Origin of the sequence: Streptococcus constellatus (assembly GCF_902167705.1) — a bacterium.
GTDB lineage: Bacteria > Bacillota > Bacilli > Lactobacillales > Streptococcaceae > Streptococcus > Streptococcus constellatus_A.
The window spans coordinates 16,383-39,370 of sequence record NZ_CABHMZ010000027.1 but is presented as its reverse complement, the minus strand read 5'-3'; the positions used below and the strand labels follow the sequence as shown (position 1 = coordinate 39,370).

Sequence of the window (22,988 nt, the reverse complement as noted above, 5' to 3'; positions counted from 1 at the left end):
ATTTATCCACAGCCCTAATTAATAGGAAACATAATACGCAATATTTATAATTCAGAAATTATATATCCCCCAAGTCATTGCCCTTTGTTTTAATTACTTTTTTATACCAATAATAAGAATCTTTTTTATAGCGAGCTAATTCTTTAGGATCATCATCCGTTCTATCAACATAAATGAACCCATATCGCTTTTTCACCCCATTACTTGTTGATAGCAAGTCAATTGCTGACCAAGGACAGTATGCCATCATTTCAACACCTTTATCAATTGCTGCTTTCATTGCAATAATATGATCTCGCAAATAGTTAATTCTGTAAGGGTCATGAATGGCTTTGTCCTCTACCAATGTATCAAATGCACCAATACCGTTTTCGGTTATCATCAATGGTTTTCCATATCGTGCATAGATATCTCTTAATAAGTATTCCAAGCCAATTGAATCAATTGACCAGTCCCAATCTGTAGTATCTAATTTTGGATTTTTACACATCTCATAAAAACCGGGATGTGTCTCAAATCCTGACATTTCACCTTTCTTTCCAGTTAGGTTCACACCATTATAGCGAATTTCTTTTGTGCCGTCATCTGGGCAATATTTTGCACAATCACTATAATAGTAATTCAAAGCCAAGAAGTCCGAATATCCTTCCTTCATAAGCTCTAAGTCTCCCTCCTCAATAATAGGAGCTAACCCATGCTCTTCAAGATAAATCATAGCTGATTTTGTATATTCTCCCTTAAAATAAGCATCTAGAAAGAAGGCATTTCTCAGATCATGAGCGTTTTGAGCCGCCATACAATCTTTAGGATCTGAAGTAAGAGGATATACAGGAGCATAACCCAAAGCTGCACCAACTAATCCATTTGGCACTAGCTCATGCACTAACTTACAAGCTGTCGCATGAGCTAAATTCATATGATGATTAATCTGATAGCGAATTTGGTTATTTCCCTGATATTTTTCAGGAATATAATTTTTTCTATCAATATATTGTACAATGATGCTCTGTTCATTGATTGTAGTCCAATATTTTACTTTATCTTTAAATTCAGAAATAACGTATCTAGCATAATACTCAAAATCCTTAACAACTTCTCGACTTATCCAACCATCATATTTTTCAACCAAGACCATGGGTAAATCATAATGATATAAGGTAACAATTGGTTCAATGTTATTTTTTAATAATTCATCAATTAGATTTCTATAAAATTGAATACCTTTTTCATTCACCTTGCCAATGCCATCTGGGAAGACGCGCGACCATGCAATTGAAAAACGATAACACGTTAATCCCATTTCCTTCATCAGAGATACATCCTCTTTATACCGATGATAATGATCACTTGCAATATCTGCCGTCGCAAATCCCTTTAATTTATAACTTTCTCTATTTATATAATCTTGTTGCGAAGCTTTTTTACCATCTTCGTATGCAGCTCCTTCTACTTGATAGGCGCTAGTTGATGCACCCCATAAGAATGTATCTGGAAATTTTTCTTGCATGCCTACTCTTCCCCTTTCTTAATAAGTTTAAGAATATCAATCAGTTGTTGTCCAATATTGATTTCAGACATCACAGTCATCAGTGTATCTTGAGCATGATTAAATAGCAATGAATAATCATAACTTTTACCGCTCATTTCATTTTGAACTGTAGAGGTCTGTGATTTATGTGCAAGAATAATTTCTGCACTTGCTTCTGCCATCTTTTCCTCTGCTTGAATAAAGTCAAATTTTTTTGCATACTCAAGAGCCTCGTTTAAATAGTTTCGGGCATTACCTGCATGCAAAATAATCTGCATTGCTACGTGAATCAATTCATTTTCTTCTGGCATATTATTCCTCCTATCTCAACTTGCTAATTCTTCATCTATTTTTTCCTTCTCAAATACCTTAAAGAATGGGTACCAAATAGAAGTATAAATTAGTAATAGAATTGCCCACCACAAGATTGCCCTTAAATCTTCAGTAATCATTACACTTGATGCTGGTGCTGGAATTTGACCTACTTGTATCATCTTTGAAGGAATATTTAGCAATCCCGTCTTCATCAATGTCCAAACATAAACTGGACCAACTACAGCATTTATCCATGCAGGCAACATTAAAATTGGATTAAATACAACAGGTGCTCCAAACATAAGTGGTTCATTAATATTAAAGATAGATGGAGCTATAAATACTCGACCTAACATTTTTAGCTGATTTGATTTAGAAAAGCACATAAGAATATTCAAAGCAAGTGTTGCACAAACTCCACCCATAGTAATAAATGCTAAAGTAAAAAATGATTCCGATGTAACAATATTAACCACCTCTTTACCTGCATTAACTAATTCAATATTTTCATTTATTGCTGTCATAAAAATTGGTGTAGTTACAGCATTCCATAACCATGAAGATATTCCTAATGTATAGAAAAATGCATATAATAGAGAAATAATAATAAATCCTGGTAATGTTTGTGCAATACTACTTATCGGCATAAAGATATTAATGATAGCTTGATATAAATTGATACCAAAAACATTTACAACAAGCATTGATGCTCCAAGAACGATTATATTAGGAATTAAAAAATTAATCCATGAAACTACAAAGTCAGGAATACTACTATCCTGTAAAAATTTTATCTTTCCCCAAATATGAAAAATAAAAGAAACTATAAGACCTACAATCATTCCAACAGCCATACCTGATGGACCCAGGTTAGCAATAAAATGATTCAAGCTATCTTGATTTTCTCCTGTCGGAAACGCGACCATCATCAGTACACCAATAGCTGCCAAACCACCGTTGACAGTATATTCCGGATGTTTTAATTTTTCCAAACATTGATTTGCTATCATAAACGTTACAATTAATGTTAATAATCCAAAGCTAAAATTAGCAATCGGAGATAAATCTGGTAAGAAAGTGATATAAGTTTTAATAACATTATAAAAAAATATTAGTGATCCTGTAAGGATAAATGGCACTACTTTCTGCATGCTGGAAGAAATAGCTGATAATACTGGTTTTGAGAAAATTTCACTAGCTTTTGGTGCAAAACTTACGCTTAACCAATTTATTAATTTTTTCATCATCTTCTCTCCTATTTTATTAATTGGAACCTTTTATTAAATTTAATGAAAATTCAATAAGTTTTTCTCCGTTTAGAGAACCATAGATATCTTGTGGAATAACATCTACTACAACATTGTATGGTGCTGCTAGTTGTCTAAAATGTTCTAATTCAAGTTTATAATGCGGTCCTAATAGCAAATCATCAATCATAGATAAGTATTCTGCAACTTCTGAATGACTACGCGCCTCAATAGTCAAATTAAGTTTATTTTTTTTGACATACTTACGCGCATTACTAGCTAAAAATCCACTAGACATTCCTGCTCCACAACATAGCATAATTTTTTTGTTCATTTTTTTGAACCTCCATTTTTTATGTATTGATTATCTCTTAATTTTTTGATTATCTCAACCAACCTTTTTCACTCTAGGGTGAACTATGATGTTTGAGTAAATGAGTATTTTTGATTATACTATAACTATATTAATGAATGACAAAAATTTGAGGTGAAAGATGAAAAATAAGGAGAAACAATTATTAAATATTCTGCTTACAAGCAATTCCGAAGTCACTTCTAAATATTTAGGACAAGAATTAAAAGTCTCGTCTAGAAGTGTAAAAAACTATATTAAATCAATTAATGAAACTTATGGTCAGTCAATTATACTATCCTCAAATAAAGGATATAAATTGAACCAACGGAATTCTGCTATATTATTATTAGATCAAGAATCTGGTGAAATTCCTGATACTTATCAAGAACGCGCCGACTATATTTTAAAACTTTTAATTAGCTCTTCCAATTTATCTGCAGATTTATTTGATGTAGCTGAAGACTTATATATTAGTTTTTCAACATTAAAAAATACCATTTTTCAGATGTGGCGTGATTTTAAACAATTTAATGTATTTCTTGATATTAAAGACAACATACTTTTTCTAAATGGTGATGAAACCAATAAAAGAAAACTAATAACATCTGTAATTAGCAAAGAAACTAAAAATAAAGTATTTGACATTAAAAGTATTCAAGAATATTTTATTCATGTTAATACAGATAAACTCATGAACATTTTAACAAATACATTTAAACAAAATGGTTATTACCCCAATATTTTTACTTTCAAAAATCTATTAACTCACCTATCTTTAATTATTGAAAGAAATTTTACTGGTAATAGTTTATCTGAAACAACAATTATTGAAACTAGTAGTCCTCAAAAGATTGACAAACTAACTAATATATGTATCGAAAAAATTGAAAATGAATTCCAGATAAATTTTAATAAATACGAATTAGATGAAATTTATCTATTATTTAAGTTAAATCTTAATATGAATAATGGTGATCTAGATATTGAAACTCTTGTAGACAATGAAATACTATAACTTGGAAAAATGTATATCTTTCTATTAAAAGAAAGGTACCACATAGATCTTTCAAGTCAAATTTTTCTAACCTCTTTTTCAATTCATTTAAATAAATTAATACTCCGAGCAAGATTAAATAGAACAATTGAAAATCCATTATCAGAAACTTTACGAGTAAGTTCTCCTTTAATTTTTGACATGGCAGTATATATTGGCTTAGATTTAATGGACAGATTTAATATTGAAATATCAAAAGATGAAATTGCATTTTTAGCAATTCATATTGGCTCAGAATTAGATAGGCGAAGCTCTAATGATAAACTATTGAAAGCTATCCTCTTATGTCCTAACTATCTATCAATTTCTGATAATATTTTTAATCAACTACATAAATTTTTTGGAAACCAACTCGAATTTACCCAAAATTTTGAAACAGTGGATGAATTGAAAAAATTTACTTTTGAACATACAGATGATGACATTATTTTATTCACTACTATACCTATTAACTTTACTAGTAGGATGAAAATAATAAATATTAGTCCAATTAATTTGGAATTGCAACTGAATGAAATTCAAAATATCGTCAGTAAGCATCAAGAATTTTTAAAGCGACGAAACTACGAAACAGCTATTAAACAATATTTTAACCCTAAATTATTTAACCTTCTATCAAGTAGTTACAACAAAAAGCAAGTAATTAATTTAATGTCAGCTCAACTAAAAAATGAAGGATATGTTTTAGATAACTTCGAAGAAAATGTATGGAAACGTGAGTCTGCTGCTAGCACTTCATTTGGAAATATTGCAATACCTCATTCGACTGTGAATGACTCTATAAAAACAGGAATTGCCATTTCAATAATACCTAATGGTATAACTTGGAATAATAATGAGGTTAAGCTAGTATTATTAATCTCTATACGTGAATCAGACTTAGGGCACTTTAGAGGTCTATATGAAGCATTAATTTCTCTTTTTTCTGAACAAGAAATATTAAGTAAGGTTCAAAAATGTTGCTCGTTTGATGATTTCATGAATTTAATCCAAAATTCAATTTCTAACGATAATTTAAGTGAAATGCCATCTTCAGAAATCTAATGTATTGTCTTTGGTTTCATAATGATAATTCCTATATATAGTTTTATATCTTCTCTTTTCCTACCTTTTCTTATTTCAAATAATAAATTGTCACTTTTCTCATAACTTAATTTCAGAAAATCATCTCACAAGTTGGATTTTCTATTTCTGTATCTGTATACCTTTATCTTAAATGTAAAAAACGAGAATTACATAAAATGGCTCTCGCTCAATGGATAATATTGTATTCTCAGAAACAAAAACCTAATAAATCTTTTGGCTTTATAATTGTTGTAGTAGGTGAATGGTTCGTATAAAACAACATTATTTTACGACAACAAACGTAGCAAAACAAAATAAAGGACTCAGCCCTGTCCAATGCAGAACGAAATCCTTTAACTATTATCCAATTTTTGGGGGTCAGTTCAAGCCAGACCCCTTTTTATAATTATTTCAAATCTTTCGTGGCTTCTTCTAAGATTTCCATTTGGAGCATGGTTTGTTCTTCTGTTACCAAAGCCGGTTTGTGATGGATGATGGTTTCGTACAAAGCATCGTAGAAACGTCCATTATCTCCTACGACAGTTTCTACTGCTTCTTCGTGGTAATGACCATTGTCATCGTAATAAGTCAGCGTTCCAAAATTTTCTGGTTTATCTAAGCCAAAATCATCATGATCTGGTAGGTGAAATTTCTTCAAATCAGCTTCTTGAGGGTCTTTTTCGTATTTAACAAACATACCTTTGCGACCGTAAACGACAAAACTTGGACGTTCTTTTACTCTGAAATAACTTGATTTAACAGAAACTTTTAAGCCACCAGGAGCAACCTTAAATTTATCCGTTGATTCTTGGTAATAAAAATCAAGGTCAAAATAATCATTCATCCGTCCCGTACCTAAAAGCTGACGCACATCATAATGAATATGGTCTGGCTTACCAAAATAAGACAAGACTTGATCTACCGTGTGGCAAGCGTGGTTATAAATATAAGATTGATCCTTGGAATAATGAGTAACACCCTCTGGAATTTCTGGACGATAATAATCATAATGCATTTCGACTTCTAATAAATCACCCAATTTCCCAGAAGCAATCACAGCTTGCGTGGTCAAAAAATCACTATCAAATCGGCGATTTTGATAACCTTGTATCATGAGCCCTTTTTCTCTTGCTAAATCAAATAATTCTTGTGCTTCCTTAACAGACTGGGTAAAGGGCTTTTCAAGCACAAGATTTTTTCCAGCTTCTAAGACCTGCTTAGCTGTCTCATAATGCGCTGGAGCAGGTGTTGTCACAACAACGACATCAATTTCTGGGTCATTCAACATATCATCTAACTTATCGGTGTAATGAGCCCCTTCCCACCTAACCCAAACATCTCGCAAGGTTGGGGCATAAATCGTCTTTACAAAAATAGTATCTTGTCGACGCATTAAAAATGGTAAATGGTAACGATTGGTACTTTTGCCGTTGCCGTAATAACCAACTCCTTTACAAATTAAATCAAAAATCCTGTAAACTGCTTTAGTTGAATAGAAAGGTAGTCTGCTATACCGGCAATCAAGATGCGAAAGTCATCGCCATTTTTCAATCCTGATATGCCAATTACAGCAATCAACTCCTCACCCACCTTAATCGGAAAGGCGCCGCTAACAGGCAACTGTGAAATCATATCCTCTTCTGTCAAGGTGATTTCACCTGCATGGTGAGCTACCAAAGCCCAAAGGCTATTATGTCCTATTGCTAGTACTGTTGCCACCTTTGCTTGAACAAAATATAGATTCCGTCCTTTGGCTTGGTCGCCAATATATTGGAAAATCGGCAGTTGGTCAGATACTCTAATAACTTGAATAGCAACTTTCTCAGTTTGCTCTACATTTCTGAGTATTTTTTCGCCCAAAGTTAGCGCCTCTTGGCTTTCAAAGGTTTGAAAGCGCAGCTGATTTTCAAGTCTCTCTAACTCCTCCAGATGTTCAGTTTTATAATAGCCTTTTGTTGTCTCTAAAATCGTTTCATTTGCCATCATTATTTATCCATTGGAAAGATAATTCCTGCTTCTTTACGCAGTTGGGTTTGTACCTTGCTGACAGAAAGGCTAGCTTCAAGTTCATTATAACAAGTTTCCAAATCATTGTCATTGATTATTTTGACAAATGCTTGAAATTCTGGAATGAGTCTTGCTTGTGACGAACCATCATCAAAACTTTCTTTTCTACCGTCATTTAAGACTAATTTTACTTCTCCCACGAGATTTGGAGATAGCCTTGTTTCAATGTAGCCTTTTGTTCCTTGGATCAGGCTGCTAGATTTTCCCTTGCTGTCTTTTGCTGCTGAACAAATCGTGATAAAGTCTGGATAGGTCAACACAGCAACCCCGCTTGTATCAATCCCACGTTCCACATTTGCAAAATAATGCTGCGCTTCTGGTTGACCAAAAAGTCCCATGACAAAATGCAAATTATAGAGATTCAAGTCCATCATGGCACCGCCAGCTTTTGCTGGGTCAAAAATAGGCAAAATCTCACCTTTTTGGAAAGCATCGTAACGACGAGAAATTGACTGTACTTGCTTTCGACTAATTTTATCTGACCGATTTTTGGTAACCATTCACGGATTTTTTGGTAGGTTTTGAAATAACGCGTCGTAATCGCTTCAAACAAGAACAATCCTTTAGATTGTGCTAATTCTTTCAAATGTTGCGCTTCTTTGCTATTGCTTGTCATTGGTTTTTCGACAATGACATTGAGTCCGTTTGTTAATGCCTTTTCGACAAAGCTAACGTGTAAAAAATTAGGAACAGCAATATAGACGGTATCAATACCAGACTGACTTAATTCCTCAAAATCGCTGGTGGCTAGAGGAATGTTATACCTTGTGCACCACTGCTTTAGCTTGTCCATATCACTGGGAACGCTCTGAATTCCCAAAATTTCCAATTGATCTAATTGAACCAATTTAGGTAAAAATTCTTCAACAATCAAACCTGCTCCGATAATGCCTAATTTCATCGTTTTTCTCCTTTGTGACTTGCTACTGTTATTTTACGCCTTGTCATCTGAAAAAGCATGCTTTTGAGCTAATTTAGAAAATTATTTTCACGATTTTTTTGCCTAGATAGCTTTTTTGCGGACATTTTTTCCAATGATTTTTGATATACTTAAAGAAAAGGAGCATGATATGGGAATTATTGCAGATTTGGAAAATCAAACAACCTTTACCGAACTTGAAAAAGAGCTTGCAAACTACATTTTAGAGCATTTAAATGACATTCCGCAACTAACTATTTCTCAGTTAGCTCAGCAATCTTTTACGTCAAATGCTACTGTCAATCGTCTTTGTAAAAAGCTCGGAGTAGCTGGCTACAAAGCCTTTCGCATTGCCTTAGCAGCCGAACTCGAAAAACAACGTTTTTCAAAAAGCCATGTTGATTTTAACAATCCTTTCTCCATGAGCGAAAATACGGCGAATATCTTCAAAAGCGTTGCCAGTATTTCTAAGGAAGCTATCGATATTTGCTATGCTTCGGTGTCACAGGACTTGGTTGCCAAAGCTGCGCAGCAAATTGCAAAAGCTAAACGCGTCTATATTTTTGCTGCTGGAGATTCTTATTTAATCGGCTTGTCTTTTTCAAACATGTTGGTAAAACTTGGCATTCAAGCTATCATGGTCAATCAATTTCATGACAGCATCGCTGTGATTTATCATTCTAACAAAGACGATGTGATTTTGTTTTTATCTTACTCCGGCAATATCTTGAACACCTACTCGCAAGAATTAGAGCTTATCCAGACACGACACAGCAAAACTATTCTGATTTCTTCCAAAGCCTTTAAAGATAAGATTGATGTAAACATTACGTTTCCTGCCAAAGAAAGTATCGTCAATAAGGCAGGAGGCTATTATTCACAAACCGCCATGCACTATATTTTAAATTGCCTCTATAGCCTCCTTTACACCTCAAATTACTTTAGCAATCGCCAGCAAAAAAATGCTATTGAGAATCTCTCCAAGAAAGATTTACATTAAAATATAAGTCTGAAATAGACGATAAAGACAGCATACAAAAAAACGAGCAATTTCGATTTTCTATTCGTTAGAATATCAGAATTGTTCGTTTTTCAAATGGTACTCTTGCAATATGCAATTTTCCTATAAGGAATTTTTGAATAGAAAATCTTTTTCTGTCATCCTCTAGGATTAAAGCTTCTCTAATTATTCAATAAAACTTTTCTTGGCTTGGTTCCTTCTGCTGGGCCGATAACGCCAGCAGCTTCTAACTCTTCCATGAGCCGAGTCGCACGATTAAATCCGACAGACAATCGACGTTGGAGCATTGAAGCACTCGCTTTTTGCGTTTCTATGACTAAAGCTTTGGCTTCTTCAAAGAGGGGATCCCCTTGTTCACTCTCACTACCTGAATCCATATCATTTTCCGATACTTCTCCTGGGTCAAAATTATCATCATAATCTGCTTCGGCTTGATTCTTGACAAAGGTGACAATGCGCTCTACATCTTCATCGGAAATAAATGATCCTTGCAGACGGACAGGATGATTTTCATCAATCGGCTTAAAGAGCATATCTCCACGTCCCAAGAGTTTCTCAGCACCATTTTCATCTAGAATCGTTCGGCTATCAGTTCCGCTAGAGACGGCAAAAGCAATTCGTGACGGGACATTTGCCTTGATGAGCCCAGAGATAACATCAACAGACGGACGCTGAGTGGCCAAAATCATGTGAATACCAGCTGCTCGAGCTTTTTGTCCCAAGCGAATAATGGCGTCTTCTACTTCTTTGCTAGCTACCATCATGAGGTCTGCCAATTCATCTACAATAACCACAATCAAAGGAAGAGGAATTTGTTTATATTCTGGTTGACTGGCATTGTACTCGGCTACTTTGGCATTGTATCCTGCGATATTGCGAGCACCGACCTTAGAAAAGAGCTCATAGCGATTTTCCATTTCATCGACCACTTTTTGCAAAGCTCGGCTCGCTTTGCGAGGATTGGTCACAACAGGAATCAGCAAGTGGGGAATATCATTATAGACAGACAATTCAACCATTTTAGGATCGACCATCATGAACTTGACTTCATCTGGTCGTGCTTTCATGAGAATACTAGCAATAATACCATTGACCGCAACAGATTTCCCCGAACCAGTCGAACCTGCTACTAACAAATGAGGCATTTTTGCCAAATCAAACGTCCGAACAGATCCATTGACAGCCTTTCCTAAAGGAAGTTCGAGTAATTTCTTGTCGTCTGTCTTAGATTGCTCCCAGAGCTCACGGAAAGTGACCGTCGCAATCTCGGAATTTGGAACTTCAATTCCGACCAGAGATTTGCCTGGAATAGGCGCTTCAATCCGCACATCTTTGGCGGCCAAAGCCAGAGCCAAATCGTCAGCCAGATTGGAAATGCGATTGACTCGCACTCCGACAGCTGGTTTGACCTCGTACTTAGTTACAGACGGTCCGATTTCAGCACGTTCAACGGCAGCACGAATACCAAAGCTAGCAAATGTTTCTTCCAGAATTTTGATATTTTCGCGGACAATTTTCTTTTCTTTTGATTGATTTTTAGGCTTATCTGGCGCAAACAAATTGATTGTTGGCAGTTTGTAATCTAAACTTTCTTTAGGAGTGAAATTGACTTCCACATCTTCACCCCTATCATCTTGCCGATTTTCTTCGTGTGTTTTCTCAGATAGCCCCTCATCGTAATCGTAGATTTCTGGATCTGCCTCTTCAAACTGAATCGGAGTGTGCGCCAAAACATCATCATCTAAAATTTCTCCCGTTTCGGGATCAATTTGTGGATCGTCTTTCTCTACTTGAATAGCATTCATCGCTTCTTGTGCAGCTTTTTCTTCTTTTTCCACAAATCGTTGCTGGCGCTTCGCTTCTCGCTTTTCATTCCATGCATGATAACCTTCGCTTAATTTTTCAAAAATATCATAAATCGAATACGGACTGATGAGTAGTGCTCCTAACAATATCAGGAGAACACCGATAAAGTAGGAGGCAATATTTGAAAATAAAAAGGCTACAGGAGTATAAAGAGCAGCTCCTAATAAACCACCACCAGCAAAAGCACTGACTTTGACAGCTGTCAAATCTGTTAAAATCCGTGATAATGTTGTACTCAGAACCTGTCCTTTTAAATTTAAAACATTTACAAAATAAGCTTGAAATATGAGTAGCAAACCAATAAAAATACTGAAAAAGCCTGATTTATAGCCTTCACGCTTATTGACCCACTTAAAAAAGAAAAGATAAGTGAAACTGGCTATAATAGCCATATAAGCTAAACTTCCTACTAACAATCGAATAAGGTTGTAAAGAGTGATTCCAACAGCACCCCATTTTAATGCTGCAAAAAGAAGTAAAAAAGCTACTCCGAAAGTTATCAACATCCTCCGAATGGCTTTCTGCCGCTCTATTTCTGCTTTTGTAGGTCGTCTCGTTGTCCGACCTTTTTTACTATTTTTCTTATTTGCCATAAACTTTATTATACCACAAATTGAACACTAATCCAATGCAAGAAAAAAAGCAAAAGCTCCATGCTTCCACTTTTGAAACAACATTGTTTACTTCCAAATCACATCATCGTCTCCGTCATCTTCTGGCAAGACAAACCACAAAATCAAGTAAGGGATCAGACCGATTCCATATACAAAAATGCTACTCCCCAGATCAGTCGTACAATGGTAGGATCAATGTCAAAATAATTTGCTATGCCTGCACAGACACCCGCAATTTTCTTATTTCGCACATCTCTTGTCAATCGTTTAGCCATTCTCTGCCCCTCCTTTATAAATCTATTATAACATAAAAATTTTACCACTAAATAAATATCATAAAGAATTTCCATGAACCAATTGTCAAACGTTCATCGTCAGCAAGATTAAAAAAGTTGCTGTTGCAATTGACCTAGAATAAAGCGAGAAATTGGTCCGACAATCAGAAAATTCAAGGGAAAAGCCACAATGAAATTGGTCAACCAAGCTCCTAGATAATTGGCTACTGAAAGCGGCACGCCGTTAAAAAGCATACCATAAAGAGACATCAGTGAAACCATAATCAGAACCATACCGCCTGAAACGACGAGAATCTTCTGCCAAGTTTTATGGCGTTCCGTTAAAAATTTAAAAGCAAGTCCCTTCACAACTGGTCCCGCTACAAGTAAATCTAAGAGAAAAGCGGTAATCAATCCAGGGACATATCCCATTGCTAGATGAGCCCATGAAAATTGTCCTACAACGGACAGGTTCCAAATGCTCATTCCAAATACCATCATACTGCACATGAGGGCTGTAAAAAATAATGATTCCTTAAAATTCTTAGGCATCAAATACTCCATTTCTTTGTTGATAAACGTTATTTTAGCACAAAAAATTTTTTCTCGTAAGCAAATTTACAAAACTTTTCATAAGAAAATGTTTTCATACTTTAAACGATTGAACTGTCTTTACATCAAAAAAGTAGCCCGATAGTGCCTTTCAGTTAGCAGGGAAAACCTCTCAAAAGGTTTGAAAAAGGCTTTTATTTATAGTAAAATGTGAATAGTTCAACATTCAGAAAGGAAATTTATGAAAAAATTACTTATCTTAGGACTGGCTGCTGGTTTATTTTTGACAGGTTGTACAAACTTACAAAGAGCTATCAGAGGGAATGACTATGTAGACTCACGTCTTGCTTCCGAATCCAGCTCAAAAGCAGCTGAAAAACAAAAAGAAGAGCAAAAAGCTGCTTTGACAGATAAAAATGCTCATTTCCCACAGCTGTCTGACAAGGTCGCTGACGATGAAGCAGAAGTGAAAATAACCACAACTGAAGGTGCTATCTCCTTGAAGCTCTTTCCAAAATATGCTCCACTTGCAGTTGAAAATTTCTTAACGCATGCTAAAGAAGGTTATTATAATGGCGTAACTTTCCATCGTGTCATTAAGGATTTCATGATTCAAACAGGAGATCCTAAAGGAGACGGGACTGGTGGTGAGTCCATTTGGAAAGGCAAAAACTCTAACATTGACTCTGGAAGTGGCTTTAAAACAGAGATTTCACCTTATCTCTACAATATCCGTGGTGCATTAGCTATGGCTCGTTCTTCCAATCCAAATTCCAACGGCAGTCAATTCTTTATCAACCAAAACACCAAGGACAGTTCTAATCAACTCTCTAGCACAACTTATCCTGAAAAAATCATTGAAACCTATAAAAAAGGTGGAAATCCAAGTTTAGACGGCAATTACACTGTCTTTGGGCAAGTCATTTCTGGTATGGAGGTTGTTGATAAAATCGCTGCTACCGAGACAGGCGAAAACGACAAGCCCAAAAAAGAAATCAAAATTGAGAAAATTGAAGTCATCAAGGATTATACATTTAAAAAATAATCACAAAACGAGTCTGGAACATAAATGTTCCAGACTCGTTTACTTTCTAGAATAACATTCAATACGCAGTAGTTGAGTAGTGTGGTAGGACAACAAATTTGATTTCTTATGAAATACCGATTTTTGTCCCACTCCATGTTTTCTTTATCCTTACGTTAATTGATTAAAATCCCAAATCTGATTTACCCATCCTTCGTAGAAGTCGGGCTCATGGCAGACCATGAGAATACTGCCTTTGTACGCTTGGAGAGCGCGTTTGAGTTCATCTTTTGCATCCACATCGAGGTGATTCGTAGGCTCATCTAAGATTAAAACATTGTTCTCTCGGTTCATGAGGAGACAAAGTCGAACCTTAGCCTGCTCACCACCTGAAAGAACTTGAATCTGACTTTCAATGTGCTTTGAAGTCAGTCCACAACGAGCCAGAGCAGCACGAACCTCTGCTTGGTTGAGTGAGGGGAAAGCATCCCAAACAGCTTCCAGAGGGGTCTGACGATTACCACCAGCTGTCTCCTGCTCAAAATAGCCCAATTCCTGATAGTCTCCACGTTCTACTTGACCAGCAAGAGGAGGAATGATTCCAAGCAAACTTTTTAAGAGAGTTGTTTTTCCAATCCCATTTGCTCCGATAATGGCGATTTTCTGATTGCGCTCAAAGGTTAGATTAAGAGGCTTTGTCAATGGACGATCGTAACCAATTTGCAACTCTTCTGCTTGAAAGATAAAGCGCCCTGGTGTACGAGCCATTTTGAAGTCAAAGGAAGGCTTAGGCTTCTCACCCTGCAATTCAATCAGCTCCATTTTGTCTAATTTTTTCTGGCGGGACATAGCCATATTGCGGGTAGCCACCCGAGCTTTGTTGCGCGCTACGAAGTCTTTTAAATCAGCAATTTCCTTCTGTTGGCGCTCGTAAGCTGCTTCCAGCTGAGATTTCTTCATCTCATAAACTTCTTGGAATTGATAATAATCACCAGAATAGCGGGTCAGGTTTTGATTTTCCACATGATAAACGATATTGATTACATCGTTTAAGAAAGGAATATCGTGGGAAATGAGTACGAAAGCATTTTCATAGTTTTGCAGATAGCGCTTGAGCCAATCAATATGTTCTGCGTCCAAATAGTTGGTGGGCTCATCTAAGAGCAAAATGTCTGTTTTTTGAAGAAGCAGTTTCGCTAAAAGCACCTTGGTTCGCTGTCCTCCAGAAAGAGAGGTGACATCCGTTTCCATACCGTAATCCATAACCCCCAAAGCACGAGCTACCTCATCAATCTTAGCATCTAAAGTATAAAAGTCTCGACTTTCCAATCGCTCCTGCAACTCACCCACTTCTTCCATAAGGGCATCAACATCAGCTCCGTCTTCTGCCATAGCCAGATATATCTCATTGATCCGAGCTTCAGTCTTGAAAAGTTCATCAAAAGCAGTCCGCAACACATCACGCACGGATTGACCTTCTTTCAATACAGCATGCTGATCCAAGTAGCCAGCAGTCACATATTTGGACCACTCAACCTTGCCTTCATCTGGTAACAATTGACCAGTTACAATGCTCATAAAGGTGGATTTCCCTTCGCCGTTGGCCCCAACTAAGCCGATATGCTCGCCCTTAAGCAAGCGGAACGATACATCCTCAAAAATAGCCCGGTCACCAAAACCGTGGCTCAAATTTTTTACTTCTAAAATACTCATTCTTACAAAACTTTCTGATTTATTGGGTGTGAGACAGAATCTGCACTTCAAAAATTATATCATCTTCTTGATTAAATTGGCAAGAATAGAGAAAAGGGCTGAGACAACCGTTTCCAGACTTACTTTCACTTGCCAACTCATTCTTTAAATTAGCTCTTTCAAAAACGCTATCAATGTTTCAGCTGACCGTTTGCCGGCTTCATGGATAAATTCGTCAAAGCTGATATTGGCGTCATGAGAAGCTGTATCACTCATAGCACGAATGACCATAAAAGGCAGACCGATAGAATGGGTTGCTTGCGCAATGGCTGCTCCTTCCATTTCTACCGCTAAAACATCTGGAAAATGCTGCTTAATGGCTTGAATCTTATCCTGCCCCGCAATAAAACTATCCCCTGTCGCAATTAAACCGATACGACTCGTCTGATGTGTCTTTTCTAAAATCTTTTTCATCTCAGAAACCAAATAACGGCTCGCTTCAAAATAAAGTGGCTGGCGCGCCATTTGGCCGTATTCATAGCCAAACGCTGTTACATCTACATCATGGTATACTAGCCGGTCAGCAACCACAACATCGCCGATTTGCAAACCTTCAGCTACCGCACCAGCAGAACCTGTATTGATGACAGCCGTCACTTTAAACTCATTGACCAAAACAGCCACACTCATAGCAGACATAACCTTGCCAATTCCGCTTTCCACTAGCACAACTTCATGACGACCGATACTTCCCGTATGATACACATGTCCCAAACGTAAGTGTTTTTCGGCATTTTCCAAGTTTTCCACTAAGATTTTTAGTTCCTCAGGCATGGCCGCAATAATTCCGATTTTCATTATTTCCTCTCATTCTATCACAAAAAAAGCGAAAGTCGGGCTTATCGCTTTTTATAGCCAAATAATAGCAGCAATCAAAGCAATCAAAAGCAGGACAATCCAAAATAGAATTTTGTTTAACTTCGCTTGGAATACTCCGCGTTTTGCATTCTCAATGCGTCGACTTTTGGTCACCGTTGGTTCTACGTCAATTTGCAGCGTATCTTGATTAAAGCCACTGGTTGGAGAAGAATAACCAAACTGACTTCTGGTCGTTTTTAAAATTTTGGTTTCTTCCTCATCATGCAAAGGTGGACCTGAAATATCTTCACCACGATTTGCCCGTTCAATCATTTCATCTGTTAATAAAGGTCTTCCCATGAGCGTTCCCCTATCTTCGATTCATTTTCATTTCCCAATATTGAAGTGCAATAATGGTTTTTGCATCACAAATATCACCACTAGCAAGGAGAGCTTTCGCTTCTTCCAAGGTCACTTCATAGAGTTCTAAGGTCTCGTCCTCATCTTGTGGACGAGGATTTTCAACTTTTGTCAAATGGCTAGCGCTATAAAGTTTGGTTCGTTCATTGCAGAAGCCAATCGCTGAATAGAAATCATAGAGCAGTTCTAACTCACCTGTATAGCCCGTTTCTTCTTCTAATTCACGCAAAGCTGCAGTCTTTGGATCTGCATTTTCACCAACCTCTAACTTTCCAGCTGGAATTTCATAAGAGGTTGCTTCAATAGCTTTGCGGTACTGCTTAACCAAAATCATTTTGTCTTCTGGCGTTAGCGCGATAACTGCCACCGCTCCATTATGGAAAATCAAATCACGGTAAGCAGTTCCTTTCCCTGCTGGCAACTGAACTTCATCTTTTACAAGTTTAAAAATAGGTCCTTGGTAAATTTCTGTCCGTTTTAGTGTTTTTTCTTCAAAATCCATAGCAATTCCTACTTATTATTTGGATGATGCGGCAAGCGTTTAGCGTATTCTTCTTTATTAATCTGACGACCACGACCAAGAGCAATTGCATCAGCTGGCACATCCTTGGTAATGGTTGAACCTGCACCTACAAGAGAATTATCCCCAAGTTCTACTGGCGCAATAATGGTCGAATTAGAACCGACAAAGACATTGTTCCCAATGACGGTCTTAAACTTATGCTGTCCATCATAATTAACTGTAATCGTTCCAGCACCAAAATTGACATTCGCACCCACTTCAGAGTTACCAATGTAAGTCAGATGTCCAGCTTTGGTATTTTCACCGATAGAAGAACCTTTGACTTCAACGAAATTACCAACATGTACATTTTTAGCAAGGCTTGAACCTGGGCGAACATGAGCGTAAGGCCCCACCGTTACACCGTCTGCAACTGTAGATTCTTCAATCATAGAATTGGTAATAACCGTTTGTTCACCGATAACAGAGTCAACAATATACGTACCATTTGTCAGAATGCTGCCTGCGCCAATTTTTGTTTGACCTTTTAAGGTAACATTGGCTTCAATTTGTACTTCTGGTTCAATCTGTACATCTACATCAATATAAGTCGCTTCTGGATTTACAAAGCTAACCCCATTCACCATATGAGCTTGGTTGATTCGGCGACGCATAATACTTTCTGCCGTTGCCAATGCCACGCGGTCATTGACACCAAGACTTTCATCAAAATCTTTCAGAGTATAAGCGCCGACTTTTTCGCCATTCTCACGGAAAATGCCGATTACATCTGTGATGTAGTATTCTCCTTGCGCGTTGTTGGTATTGATATTTTTCAAGGCTTCAAAAAGACGAGCGTTATCAAAAACATACGTTCCTGTATTGATTTCCTTGATTTGCTTTTCAAAATCCGAAGCATCCTTTTGCTCCACAATTTTGATCACTTCTTCGTGCTGATTACGGACAATCCGCCCATAACCAAATGGATTTTCCGCTTCTGCTGTCAGAATCGTTGCAACATTTTTGTGGTTGACATGAAAGTTAATCAGATTTTTCAGGCTTTCTCCTGTGATTAACGGAGTGTCTCCTGCAATGACTAATGTTTGCCCTGCCAAACCTTCCAGCACAGGCTCTGCCATCATCACAGCATGACCAGTTCCTAATTGCTCCGTTTGACGAACAAACTCTGTCTGCCCCGCCAATACCTGCTCCACCAGCTCTGCTTTGTGCCCGACCACTGTCACAGTCTTTTCTGGTGCAATGGCAGCAACACTTCTAAATACGTGTTCTAACATCGAAATTCCAGCAACTTTGTGAAGCACTTTTGGTAAATCTGATTTCATACGAGTACCTTTTCCAGCTGCTAAAATAATTGCATAGTTTGTCATAAATCGTCTCTTTTCTCTAAGATGTCACTACTATTATATCATTAAACAAAATTTTTTTAAATGAGGAATTAAAAAAGAAATAGGGCGTTCGGCTGTCTATTCCGAATAAATCTGTCTGAAAAGTTCCCCAAACTGTTCTAGAGAAGTCCGTTTTCATGGAAAAATACCTTCTTTCTTCTCAAAAAAACCATTTCCCACAGGAAATTTGATTTTTTGCTCATAAAAAGTCCAGACCACATGAAAAAGTTCGTGACTTATCAAAAAAACATAAATCCTCTATGTGAAAATTCGGATTTTGCTACAAATAGGTACTTCCTCCATGAGAAATTTGTCTCCTTTTATCTGGGAGAAGTCAGAATCCATGGTTATCCTTGCCAGCTGTCATAGGAGGCTGGGAAAAATTCCTTGTTCGTGTTGGATTTTTTCTGAGTGAATGATAAGGCACAATCTTCTAATCTATCGGATAAACCTTGCAAAACTCCTCCAAGACCACGCCTGTCTCCTCTGAGAAAGCTAAGCCAGCTTCAGTCATCCATTCCGTGAAGAACTCTTCATGCACCTGCCGCCAATAAGCCAAAGATTTGTCTCCTTCACCTTCTTTGAAGGCATGGTCTGCTGAGACTTGGTTAAAGGGGACAACCGTTACCTTGGTCACTTTAATGATACAGACAGCTTGACCCTGACCGTCTAAAATCACATCAAAGGTTCCTGCTTGAGGCAAAGGTTCCTTGTCCATCTCATAAAGTTCATAGGCAGAAGCCGTCGCGGTCTTCTCTCCTTTCAAAACTAAATCCGCCAGCTGATCTGGCTCTACACCAAATGCCCAAGTATCAATGTCATCACCGATTGCGGGGTTGATTGTTTTGTATTCATTCCATAATTGTTCTGGTGTCATGGTTTCTCCTATCTGTTACTGATTTCAACTCATAAGCTGGATAAGCTCCTAAGCATTGATAACCTAGCTTTTCAGCTATTTTCTTCGAGGCTTCATTGTGGGCATCCCAGAGCGGAAAAACGCCGCGCTGCAGGGATGCCAAAATCATCTTGGCCCCAAGAACAGTGGCTAAACCCTGCTGTCGATAAGCTGGTTTCGTTGCAATCTCAATTTCAATGGCTTTTTGGTAGACAAGTGCTGTCGAGACCCCAGCGACGATTTCTTCACCCTTTCGGATCACAAAGCCAAAAGCTCCGCCTTCCTGAAAGTCTTTAAAAGTTGCAAAATTCCCTTGCAAATCCTGAGACCATTCTTCCTGAGCCAGTTCTTGATAGGTTCTTTGATTGATTGCCTCCATACAGAACTGCTCCGATAACTGCTCCACGATGTTTTTCAACACCTTGTCATCAAAATCTGCCTCATCCTTAAAAGCATAGCGGGTAAAGGGAGATAAGGCTGGACAAGAGGACAAGCAGACCTGCCAAGAAGCCTCTTCTGATATGAGGATGCGGTAGTCCGGCTCACAAAAGTCCCTATAATCTTCCAGCAATGCCAAATCTGCCTGCCCAGCCAAAAAGAGAAAATCTCCCTGTTCGTACAAAATGGCAGTCTCGTCTTCATTTGTATAAAACTGCCCTAACCCAGCTTCTAAGCCATAACGAACCATATTTTTTGACCAATTCTTAAACGGGTTAGGGATTGTTTTTATTACTTTCATCATGACCTCACTTCAAACTCCAGCCACCATCAATCTTGATAATCTCCCCCTGCATGGATTGGGCTTTTCCTGAGGCGAGAAAGAGGGTCAGCTCGGCGACTTCTTCTGGTTCTATCCAACGCTTGATGGGAGTTTCGTCTGCCACCCACTGGGCTAAGCCTCCCGGCTCAAAATCCGCTGCTGTCATACTTGTTTTAACTGCGCCTGGTGCAATCCCAAAAACTTGCACTCCCTGCTCCGCATAATCTAGTGCCAACTGCTTGGTAAATCCTGCTAGAGCATGCTTAGAAGAAGTGTAAGCATGACCGCCACCGCCAGCTAAGCTAGATGCAATCGAACACATATTGATGATGATGCCTGATTGTTTCTTCAACATCTGCGTCAGATAATAACGAGTTAGCTCTACTGGTGTTATATAGTTAATCTCGAAAATTTTTTGAATTTCTTGAGCAGTCTGCTTCAGTAAGGGCTTGTAATCATCTAAAATCCCAGCTGTGTTGCAGAGGACATCTACCTGTGGACACAGGTCAAAAACTGGCTGAAGTCCCAGCGTCAAGTCTTGTTGAAGGAAATGAAAATCCCCTGTCAAACTTGGTTTTTCAGACTGGTCTACACCGTATACGCGCCAGCCATTTTCCAAAAAAAGACGAGCTTGTTCCAGACCAATCCCTGAGCTAACACCTGTCACCAAAACCGTCCTAGTCATAGACTTCCACCCAGTCATCTGCTAATACATCACAAGGCGTCGGACTCCACATGGAAAATCCTTCACCCTCGCCTGACACGTTGATAAGAAAGTAAGGCGTCACTTCAAGTGCCACGCCGTTCTGCTCAATGCTGTCAAAAAGCTGAACATAATTCTCTGCCCCGCCCCAGCCTGTGCGGACATATTTCTTCTTGGCTTTCAAACCCGGTAAAATTTCTTCAAATGTCATGATATACCTCTTTCTGCTTTTCATATTACTAGTATAGCAAAATATATTGCCAATCGCTGGCTTTTCCTTGCTTTTTACTGCTACTTCTGTTAGACTAGCAAGAGTAAATGAATTTTGAGTGAGTATTTTTGTTTTTCATCTTTACTTTTTCTATTTTTTACGCAACATTTTAGAGAAAGGAAGTAAGATGTATGGCACAAGGTACAGTAAAATGGTTCAATGCTGAAAAAGGCTTCGGCTTTATTTCACAAGAAAATGGACCAGACGTTTTTGCTCACTTTTCAGCGATTCAATCCAACGGATTCAAATCACTGAACGAAGGCGAAAAAGTAACTTTTGACATTGAAGAAGGTCAACGTGGTCTTCAAGCAGTCAATATTACAAAATTAGCATAAGACAAAAGAGGCTGGAATTTCCAGTCTCTTTTCTTGGCTCAAATAACGATAGCTGCAACAGAAGTCAAGCTCAACTTTTTCTATAGACCATCAAAATCGCAAATAAAATCAAATCTCTAACTTCACTTTTTATCTATGTCCATTTTATCTGCTTTCGCTTTCAGCAAACGGATGAACTCTTTATTGCTTCCATTATTTATAATGGCATTCATCACTATCTTTCTTTGCAACAGCTTGTTGAGGATATCTTTTGGAATTTGTTCTAATAAGTCTTCCCAACTGCGTTTCGCCAAACAGTTCAAATCCTTTAAAGCACTTGCTTCTACTCTTTTTCTTGCGGCTTCATGTTCAGGATAGCCAATACCAAACTCACCATCAAATAATTTATCCAGTGTATATTGCAGGTTCAATTCGCCTTGCCAACCAAAATTTAAGCCTAATGGCAGAGAAGCGACATTTCCTCCATTGATGCGTCCAAAGAGAAATGCGTCTTGAGGATTTTCTATATAACCACACAAAAGACCTGGCAAACTATTGCAAGCCAGCATCATCCCTTGACCTGAGGAGCATCCTGTCACGACAAAATCGACTGCTTCACTTTCTATTAAGAGACTAATCAACATTGCTATTTCAACATAAGAATACTGCTCGTCCTCGTCCTCAAAAATGCCAAAATTCAGTACTTGATCAGACGATTGGACTGCTTTCTTCACAGAGTCAAATAGCAGAGCATTCATATTTTTCCGGCTAGACCCTTGGATAACTGCAATTCTCATTTCAACTCCTTTTCCATTTTGACAAAAAGGTAAATATCCCCGTTACTCGCCTGAGGTTGCCGTCCGATCACGCTGAAACCACACTTGAGATAAAGTCTTTGAGCTCTTTGATTAAAATCTGCTACTGAGAGAGTCAGGATTTTTGCTGAAATGTTTTCCTCGATAAACCGTAAAATCGTTTGTAAAAACTCTTTACCTTTACCTTTGCCACAATACTCTGGCTTCATACCTAAACCCAGTTCCTGCTTGTCCTTGTCAACTGGAAACAGGCAAAAAAAGCCATATAATTCATCATTTTTGAGAACCTGATAATAGTGATTTCCACGCGCTTCAGGAGATAAGATTTCTTCATAATCCTCAGGATCTGCTTGCATATCATAAAAAGCATAGATGCCTTCGTAATGCCAATGATTCGCAATTTCTTCTGCATTGTTTTGACTTAATGGTTCAATTTTCATGGATTTCCTT

26 protein-coding genes and 1 pseudogene are annotated in these 22,988 nt (G+C 37.6%); 5 read left to right on the top strand and 22 right to left on the bottom strand.

The genetic code is table 11. The features are described from left to right. Positions 1–58: 58 nt before the first annotated feature. The 4 genes from FQ204_RS08345 to FQ204_RS08330 are packed head-to-tail and all read right to left on the bottom strand — an operon-like array spanning position 59 to position 3,424. The gene (locus FQ204_RS08345; protein ID WP_144210593.1) at positions 59–1,507 is read right to left on the bottom strand and encodes a glycoside hydrolase family 1 protein; all 1,449 of its coding nucleotides are present in this window, start codon (positions 1,505–1,507) and stop codon (positions 59–61) included. Between the two features lie 2 nt (positions 1,508–1,509). After that, complete coding sequence (locus FQ204_RS08340) at positions 1,510–1,839, bottom strand: PTS lactose/cellobiose transporter subunit IIA (protein ID WP_144210591.1); 330 nt, start codon at positions 1,837–1,839, stop codon at positions 1,510–1,512. Positions 1,840–1,854: 15 nt separating this feature from the next. Beyond that, on the bottom strand, positions 1,855–3,090 hold the full coding sequence (locus FQ204_RS08335) for a PTS transporter subunit EIIC (protein WP_260843577.1): 1,236 nt from the start codon (positions 3,088–3,090) through the stop codon (positions 1,855–1,857). 16 nt (positions 3,091–3,106) lie between these two features. Further along, positions 3,107–3,424 (bottom strand): PTS sugar transporter subunit IIB, encoded by a 318-nt coding sequence (locus tag FQ204_RS08330; protein WP_144210589.1) that lies wholly within the window; start codon positions 3,422–3,424, stop codon positions 3,107–3,109. Positions 3,425–3,584: 160 nt separating this feature from the next. Between FQ204_RS08330 and FQ204_RS08325 the strand changes: the two genes are divergently transcribed. Together FQ204_RS08325 and FQ204_RS08320 are read left to right on the top strand one after the other, a co-directional pair. Continuing rightward, positions 3,585–4,460 carry an HTH domain-containing protein gene (locus tag FQ204_RS08325; RefSeq protein ID WP_144210587.1) on the top strand — a complete coding sequence of 292 codons (876 nt, stop codon included), beginning with the start codon at positions 3,585–3,587 and terminating at the stop codon, positions 4,458–4,460. 9 nt (positions 4,461–4,469) lie between these two features. Next, entirely contained in the window at positions 4,470–5,543 is a 1,074-nt protein-coding gene (locus FQ204_RS08320) for a PTS sugar transporter subunit IIA (RefSeq protein ID WP_144210585.1), read from the top strand. 427 nt (positions 5,544–5,970) lie between these two features. Here the strand turns inward: FQ204_RS08320 and FQ204_RS08315 are convergent, their stop codons facing one another. Genes FQ204_RS08315 through FQ204_RS10735 form a run of 4 tightly spaced genes read right to left on the bottom strand, consistent with a single transcriptional unit; the run spans position 5,971 to position 8,532 of the window. Then, positions 5,971–7,023, bottom strand: coding sequence for a Gfo/Idh/MocA family oxidoreductase (locus FQ204_RS08315; RefSeq protein ID WP_144210583.1), 1,053 nt, complete (start codon positions 7,021–7,023; stop codon positions 5,971–5,973). Next, on the bottom strand, positions 7,023–7,550 hold the full coding sequence (locus FQ204_RS08310; protein WP_260843576.1) for a heme-binding protein: 528 nt from the start codon (positions 7,548–7,550) through the stop codon (positions 7,023–7,025). The genes FQ204_RS08315 and FQ204_RS08310 overlap by 1 nt, the downstream gene beginning before the upstream one ends. Further along, on the bottom strand, positions 7,550–8,041 hold the full coding sequence (locus FQ204_RS10740) for a Gfo/Idh/MocA family oxidoreductase (RefSeq protein ID WP_260843575.1): 492 nt from the start codon (positions 8,039–8,041) through the stop codon (positions 7,550–7,552). Before FQ204_RS10740 ends, FQ204_RS08310 begins: the two co-directional genes overlap by 1 nt. Continuing rightward, a complete protein-coding gene (locus tag FQ204_RS10735; RefSeq protein ID WP_260843574.1) occupies positions 8,002–8,532 on the bottom strand; it encodes a Gfo/Idh/MocA family protein in 531 nt (176 codons plus the stop codon). Before FQ204_RS10735 ends, FQ204_RS10740 begins: the two co-directional genes overlap by 40 nt. A gap of 169 nt (positions 8,533–8,701) precedes the next feature. Here FQ204_RS10735 and FQ204_RS08300 point away from each other — a divergent pair, with 169 nt between their 5' ends. Next, on the top strand, positions 8,702–9,550 hold the full coding sequence (locus FQ204_RS08300; RefSeq protein WP_144210581.1) for a MurR/RpiR family transcriptional regulator: 849 nt from the start codon (positions 8,702–8,704) through the stop codon (positions 9,548–9,550). 182 nt (positions 9,551–9,732) lie between these two features. Here the strand turns inward: FQ204_RS08300 and FQ204_RS08295 are convergent, their stop codons facing one another. The 3 genes and pseudogenes from FQ204_RS08295 to FQ204_RS08285 form a co-directional block, all read right to left on the bottom strand. Next, a complete protein-coding gene (locus FQ204_RS08295) occupies positions 9,733–12,030 on the bottom strand; it encodes a DNA translocase FtsK (RefSeq protein ID WP_144210579.1) in 2,298 nt (765 codons plus the stop codon). An 87-nt stretch (positions 12,031–12,117) separates the two neighbouring features. After that, a pseudogene (locus tag FQ204_RS08290) lies at positions 12,118–12,326 on the bottom strand (PspC domain-containing protein). Between the two features lie 108 nt (positions 12,327–12,434). After that, on the bottom strand, positions 12,435–12,878 hold the full coding sequence (locus FQ204_RS08285; RefSeq protein WP_144210577.1) for a hypothetical protein: 444 nt from the start codon (positions 12,876–12,878) through the stop codon (positions 12,435–12,437). A 241-nt stretch (positions 12,879–13,119) separates the two neighbouring features. Here FQ204_RS08285 and FQ204_RS08280 point away from each other — a divergent pair, with 241 nt between their 5' ends. Continuing rightward, on the top strand, positions 13,120–13,923 hold the full coding sequence (locus FQ204_RS08280) for a peptidylprolyl isomerase (RefSeq protein WP_144210575.1): 804 nt from the start codon (positions 13,120–13,122) through the stop codon (positions 13,921–13,923). Between the two features lie 150 nt (positions 13,924–14,073). Here FQ204_RS08280 and FQ204_RS08275 read toward each other — a convergent pair whose 3' ends face one another. The 9 genes from FQ204_RS08275 to FQ204_RS08235 all read right to left on the bottom strand — a co-directional run bounded on the left by FQ204_RS08275 (position 14,074) and on the right by FQ204_RS08235 (position 21,349). Then, on the bottom strand, positions 14,074–15,615 hold the full coding sequence (locus FQ204_RS08275) for an ABC-F family ATP-binding cassette domain-containing protein (protein WP_144210573.1): 1,542 nt from the start codon (positions 15,613–15,615) through the stop codon (positions 14,074–14,076). 144 nt (positions 15,616–15,759) lie between these two features. Beyond that, positions 15,760–16,452 (bottom strand): 5'-methylthioadenosine/adenosylhomocysteine nucleosidase, encoded by a 693-nt coding sequence (locus FQ204_RS08270; protein WP_144210571.1) that lies wholly within the window; start codon positions 16,450–16,452, stop codon positions 15,760–15,762. Positions 16,453–16,503: 51 nt separating this feature from the next. After that, positions 16,504–16,812 carry a cell wall synthase accessory phosphoprotein MacP gene (gene macP / locus FQ204_RS08265; protein WP_003025491.1) on the bottom strand — a complete coding sequence of 103 codons (309 nt, stop codon included), beginning with the start codon at positions 16,810–16,812 and terminating at the stop codon, positions 16,504–16,506. A gap of 10 nt (positions 16,813–16,822) precedes the next feature. Beyond that, on the bottom strand, positions 16,823–17,374 hold the full coding sequence (locus FQ204_RS08260; RefSeq protein ID WP_144210569.1) for an NUDIX hydrolase: 552 nt from the start codon (positions 17,372–17,374) through the stop codon (positions 16,823–16,825). 8 nt (positions 17,375–17,382) lie between these two features. Further along, positions 17,383–18,762, bottom strand: coding sequence for a bifunctional UDP-N-acetylglucosamine diphosphorylase/glucosamine-1-phosphate N-acetyltransferase GlmU (glmU, locus tag FQ204_RS08255; protein WP_144210567.1), 1,380 nt, complete (start codon positions 18,760–18,762; stop codon positions 17,383–17,385). A gap of 451 nt (positions 18,763–19,213) precedes the next feature. Further along, entirely contained in the window at positions 19,214–19,657 is a 444-nt protein-coding gene (locus tag FQ204_RS08250; protein WP_144210565.1) for an ASCH domain-containing protein, read from the bottom strand. Then, positions 19,632–20,414, bottom strand: a complete 783-nt coding sequence (locus FQ204_RS08245; protein ID WP_144210563.1) for a GNAT family N-acetyltransferase — start codon at positions 20,412–20,414, stop codon at positions 19,632–19,634. The genes FQ204_RS08250 and FQ204_RS08245 overlap by 26 nt, the downstream gene beginning before the upstream one ends. A 7-nt stretch (positions 20,415–20,421) precedes the next feature. Beyond that, on the bottom strand, positions 20,422–21,120 hold the full coding sequence (locus FQ204_RS08240) for a 3-oxoacyl-ACP reductase (RefSeq protein WP_144210561.1): 699 nt from the start codon (positions 21,118–21,120) through the stop codon (positions 20,422–20,424). Further along, a complete protein-coding gene (locus FQ204_RS08235) occupies positions 21,113–21,349 on the bottom strand; it encodes a DUF2829 domain-containing protein (RefSeq protein WP_144210559.1) in 237 nt (78 codons plus the stop codon). The genes FQ204_RS08240 and FQ204_RS08235 overlap by 8 nt, the downstream gene beginning before the upstream one ends. A gap of 191 nt (positions 21,350–21,540) precedes the next feature. Here FQ204_RS08235 and FQ204_RS08230 point away from each other — a divergent pair, with 191 nt between their 5' ends. After that, positions 21,541–21,744, top strand: coding sequence for a cold-shock protein (locus tag FQ204_RS08230; RefSeq protein WP_144210557.1), 204 nt, complete (start codon positions 21,541–21,543; stop codon positions 21,742–21,744). Positions 21,745–21,866: 122 nt separating this feature from the next. On the opposite strand, the gene FQ204_RS08225 is transcribed toward FQ204_RS08230, so the two are convergent. Both FQ204_RS08225 and FQ204_RS08220 read right to left on the bottom strand, forming a co-directional pair. Further along, positions 21,867–22,520: an RpiB/LacA/LacB family sugar-phosphate isomerase gene (locus FQ204_RS08225; RefSeq protein WP_144210555.1), complete on the bottom strand. Its 654-nt coding sequence runs from the start codon at positions 22,518–22,520 to the stop codon at positions 21,867–21,869. Beyond that, complete coding sequence (locus FQ204_RS08220; protein WP_144210553.1) at positions 22,517–22,978, bottom strand: GNAT family N-acetyltransferase; 462 nt, start codon at positions 22,976–22,978, stop codon at positions 22,517–22,519. Before FQ204_RS08220 ends, FQ204_RS08225 begins: the two co-directional genes overlap by 4 nt. Positions 22,979–22,988 lie beyond the last annotated feature (10 nt).

Bases quoted from the DNA above. Each gene is read 5' to 3' on its own strand.
- FQ204_RS08250 (WP_144210565.1), bottom strand. From the start codon at position 19,657: ATGACACCAGAACAATTATGGAATGAATACAAAACAATCAACCCCGCA.
- FQ204_RS08245 (WP_144210563.1), bottom strand. From the start codon at position 20,414: ATGAAAGTAATAAAAACAATCCCTAACCCGTTTAAGAATTGGTCAAAA.
- glmU (WP_144210567.1), bottom strand. From the start codon at position 18,762: ATGACAAACTATGCAATTATTTTAGCAGCTGGAAAAGGTACTCGTATG.
- FQ204_RS10735 (WP_260843574.1), bottom strand. From the start codon at position 8,532: ATGAAATTAGGCATTATCGGAGCAGGTTTGATTGTTGAAGAATTTTTA.
- FQ204_RS08280 (WP_144210575.1), top strand. From the start codon at position 13,120: ATGAAAAAATTACTTATCTTAGGACTGGCTGCTGGTTTATTTTTGACA.
- FQ204_RS08300 (WP_144210581.1), top strand. From the start codon at position 8,702: ATGGGAATTATTGCAGATTTGGAAAATCAAACAACCTTTACCGAACTT.
- FQ204_RS08335 (WP_260843577.1), bottom strand. From the start codon at position 3,090: ATGATGAAAAAATTAATAAATTGGTTAAGCGTAAGTTTTGCACCAAAA.
- FQ204_RS08230 (WP_144210557.1), top strand. From the start codon at position 21,541: ATGGCACAAGGTACAGTAAAATGGTTCAATGCTGAAAAAGGCTTCGGC.
- FQ204_RS08260 (WP_144210569.1), bottom strand. From the start codon at position 17,374: ATGGATTTTGAAGAAAAAACACTAAAACGGACAGAAATTTACCAAGGA.
- FQ204_RS08285 (WP_144210577.1), bottom strand. From the start codon at position 12,878: ATGCCTAAGAATTTTAAGGAATCATTATTTTTTACAGCCCTCATGTGC.
- FQ204_RS08235 (WP_144210559.1), bottom strand. From the start codon at position 21,349: ATGACATTTGAAGAAATTTTACCGGGTTTGAAAGCCAAGAAGAAATAT.
- FQ204_RS08270 (WP_144210571.1), bottom strand. From the start codon at position 16,452: ATGAAAATCGGAATTATTGCGGCCATGCCTGAGGAACTAAAAATCTTA.
- FQ204_RS08345 (WP_144210593.1), bottom strand. From the start codon at position 1,507: ATGCAAGAAAAATTTCCAGATACATTCTTATGGGGTGCATCAACTAGC.
- FQ204_RS08220 (WP_144210553.1), bottom strand. From the start codon at position 22,978: ATGAAAATTGAACCATTAAGTCAAAACAATGCAGAAGAAATTGCGAAT.
- macP (WP_003025491.1), bottom strand. From the start codon at position 16,812: ATGGGAAGACCTTTATTAACAGATGAAATGATTGAACGGGCAAATCGT.
- FQ204_RS08310 (WP_260843576.1), bottom strand. From the start codon at position 7,550: ATGATGGCAAATGAAACGATTTTAGAGACAACAAAAGGCTATTATAAA.
- FQ204_RS08275 (WP_144210573.1), bottom strand. From the start codon at position 15,615: ATGAGTATTTTAGAAGTAAAAAATTTGAGCCACGGTTTTGGTGACCGG.
- FQ204_RS08295 (WP_144210579.1), bottom strand. From the start codon at position 12,030: ATGGCAAATAAGAAAAATAGTAAAAAAGGTCGGACAACGAGACGACCT.
- FQ204_RS08225 (WP_144210555.1), bottom strand. From the start codon at position 22,520: ATGAGAATTGCAGTTATCCAAGGGTCTAGCCGGAAAAATATGAATGCT.
- FQ204_RS08325 (WP_144210587.1), top strand. From the start codon at position 3,585: ATGAAAAATAAGGAGAAACAATTATTAAATATTCTGCTTACAAGCAAT.
- FQ204_RS08330 (WP_144210589.1), bottom strand. From the start codon at position 3,424: ATGAACAAAAAAATTATGCTATGTTGTGGAGCAGGAATGTCTAGTGGA.
- FQ204_RS08340 (WP_144210591.1), bottom strand. From the start codon at position 1,839: ATGCCAGAAGAAAATGAATTGATTCACGTAGCAATGCAGATTATTTTG.
- FQ204_RS08240 (WP_144210561.1), bottom strand. From the start codon at position 21,120: ATGACTAGGACGGTTTTGGTGACAGGTGTTAGCTCAGGGATTGGTCTG.
- FQ204_RS08320 (WP_144210585.1), top strand. From the start codon at position 4,470: ATGTATATCTTTCTATTAAAAGAAAGGTACCACATAGATCTTTCAAGT.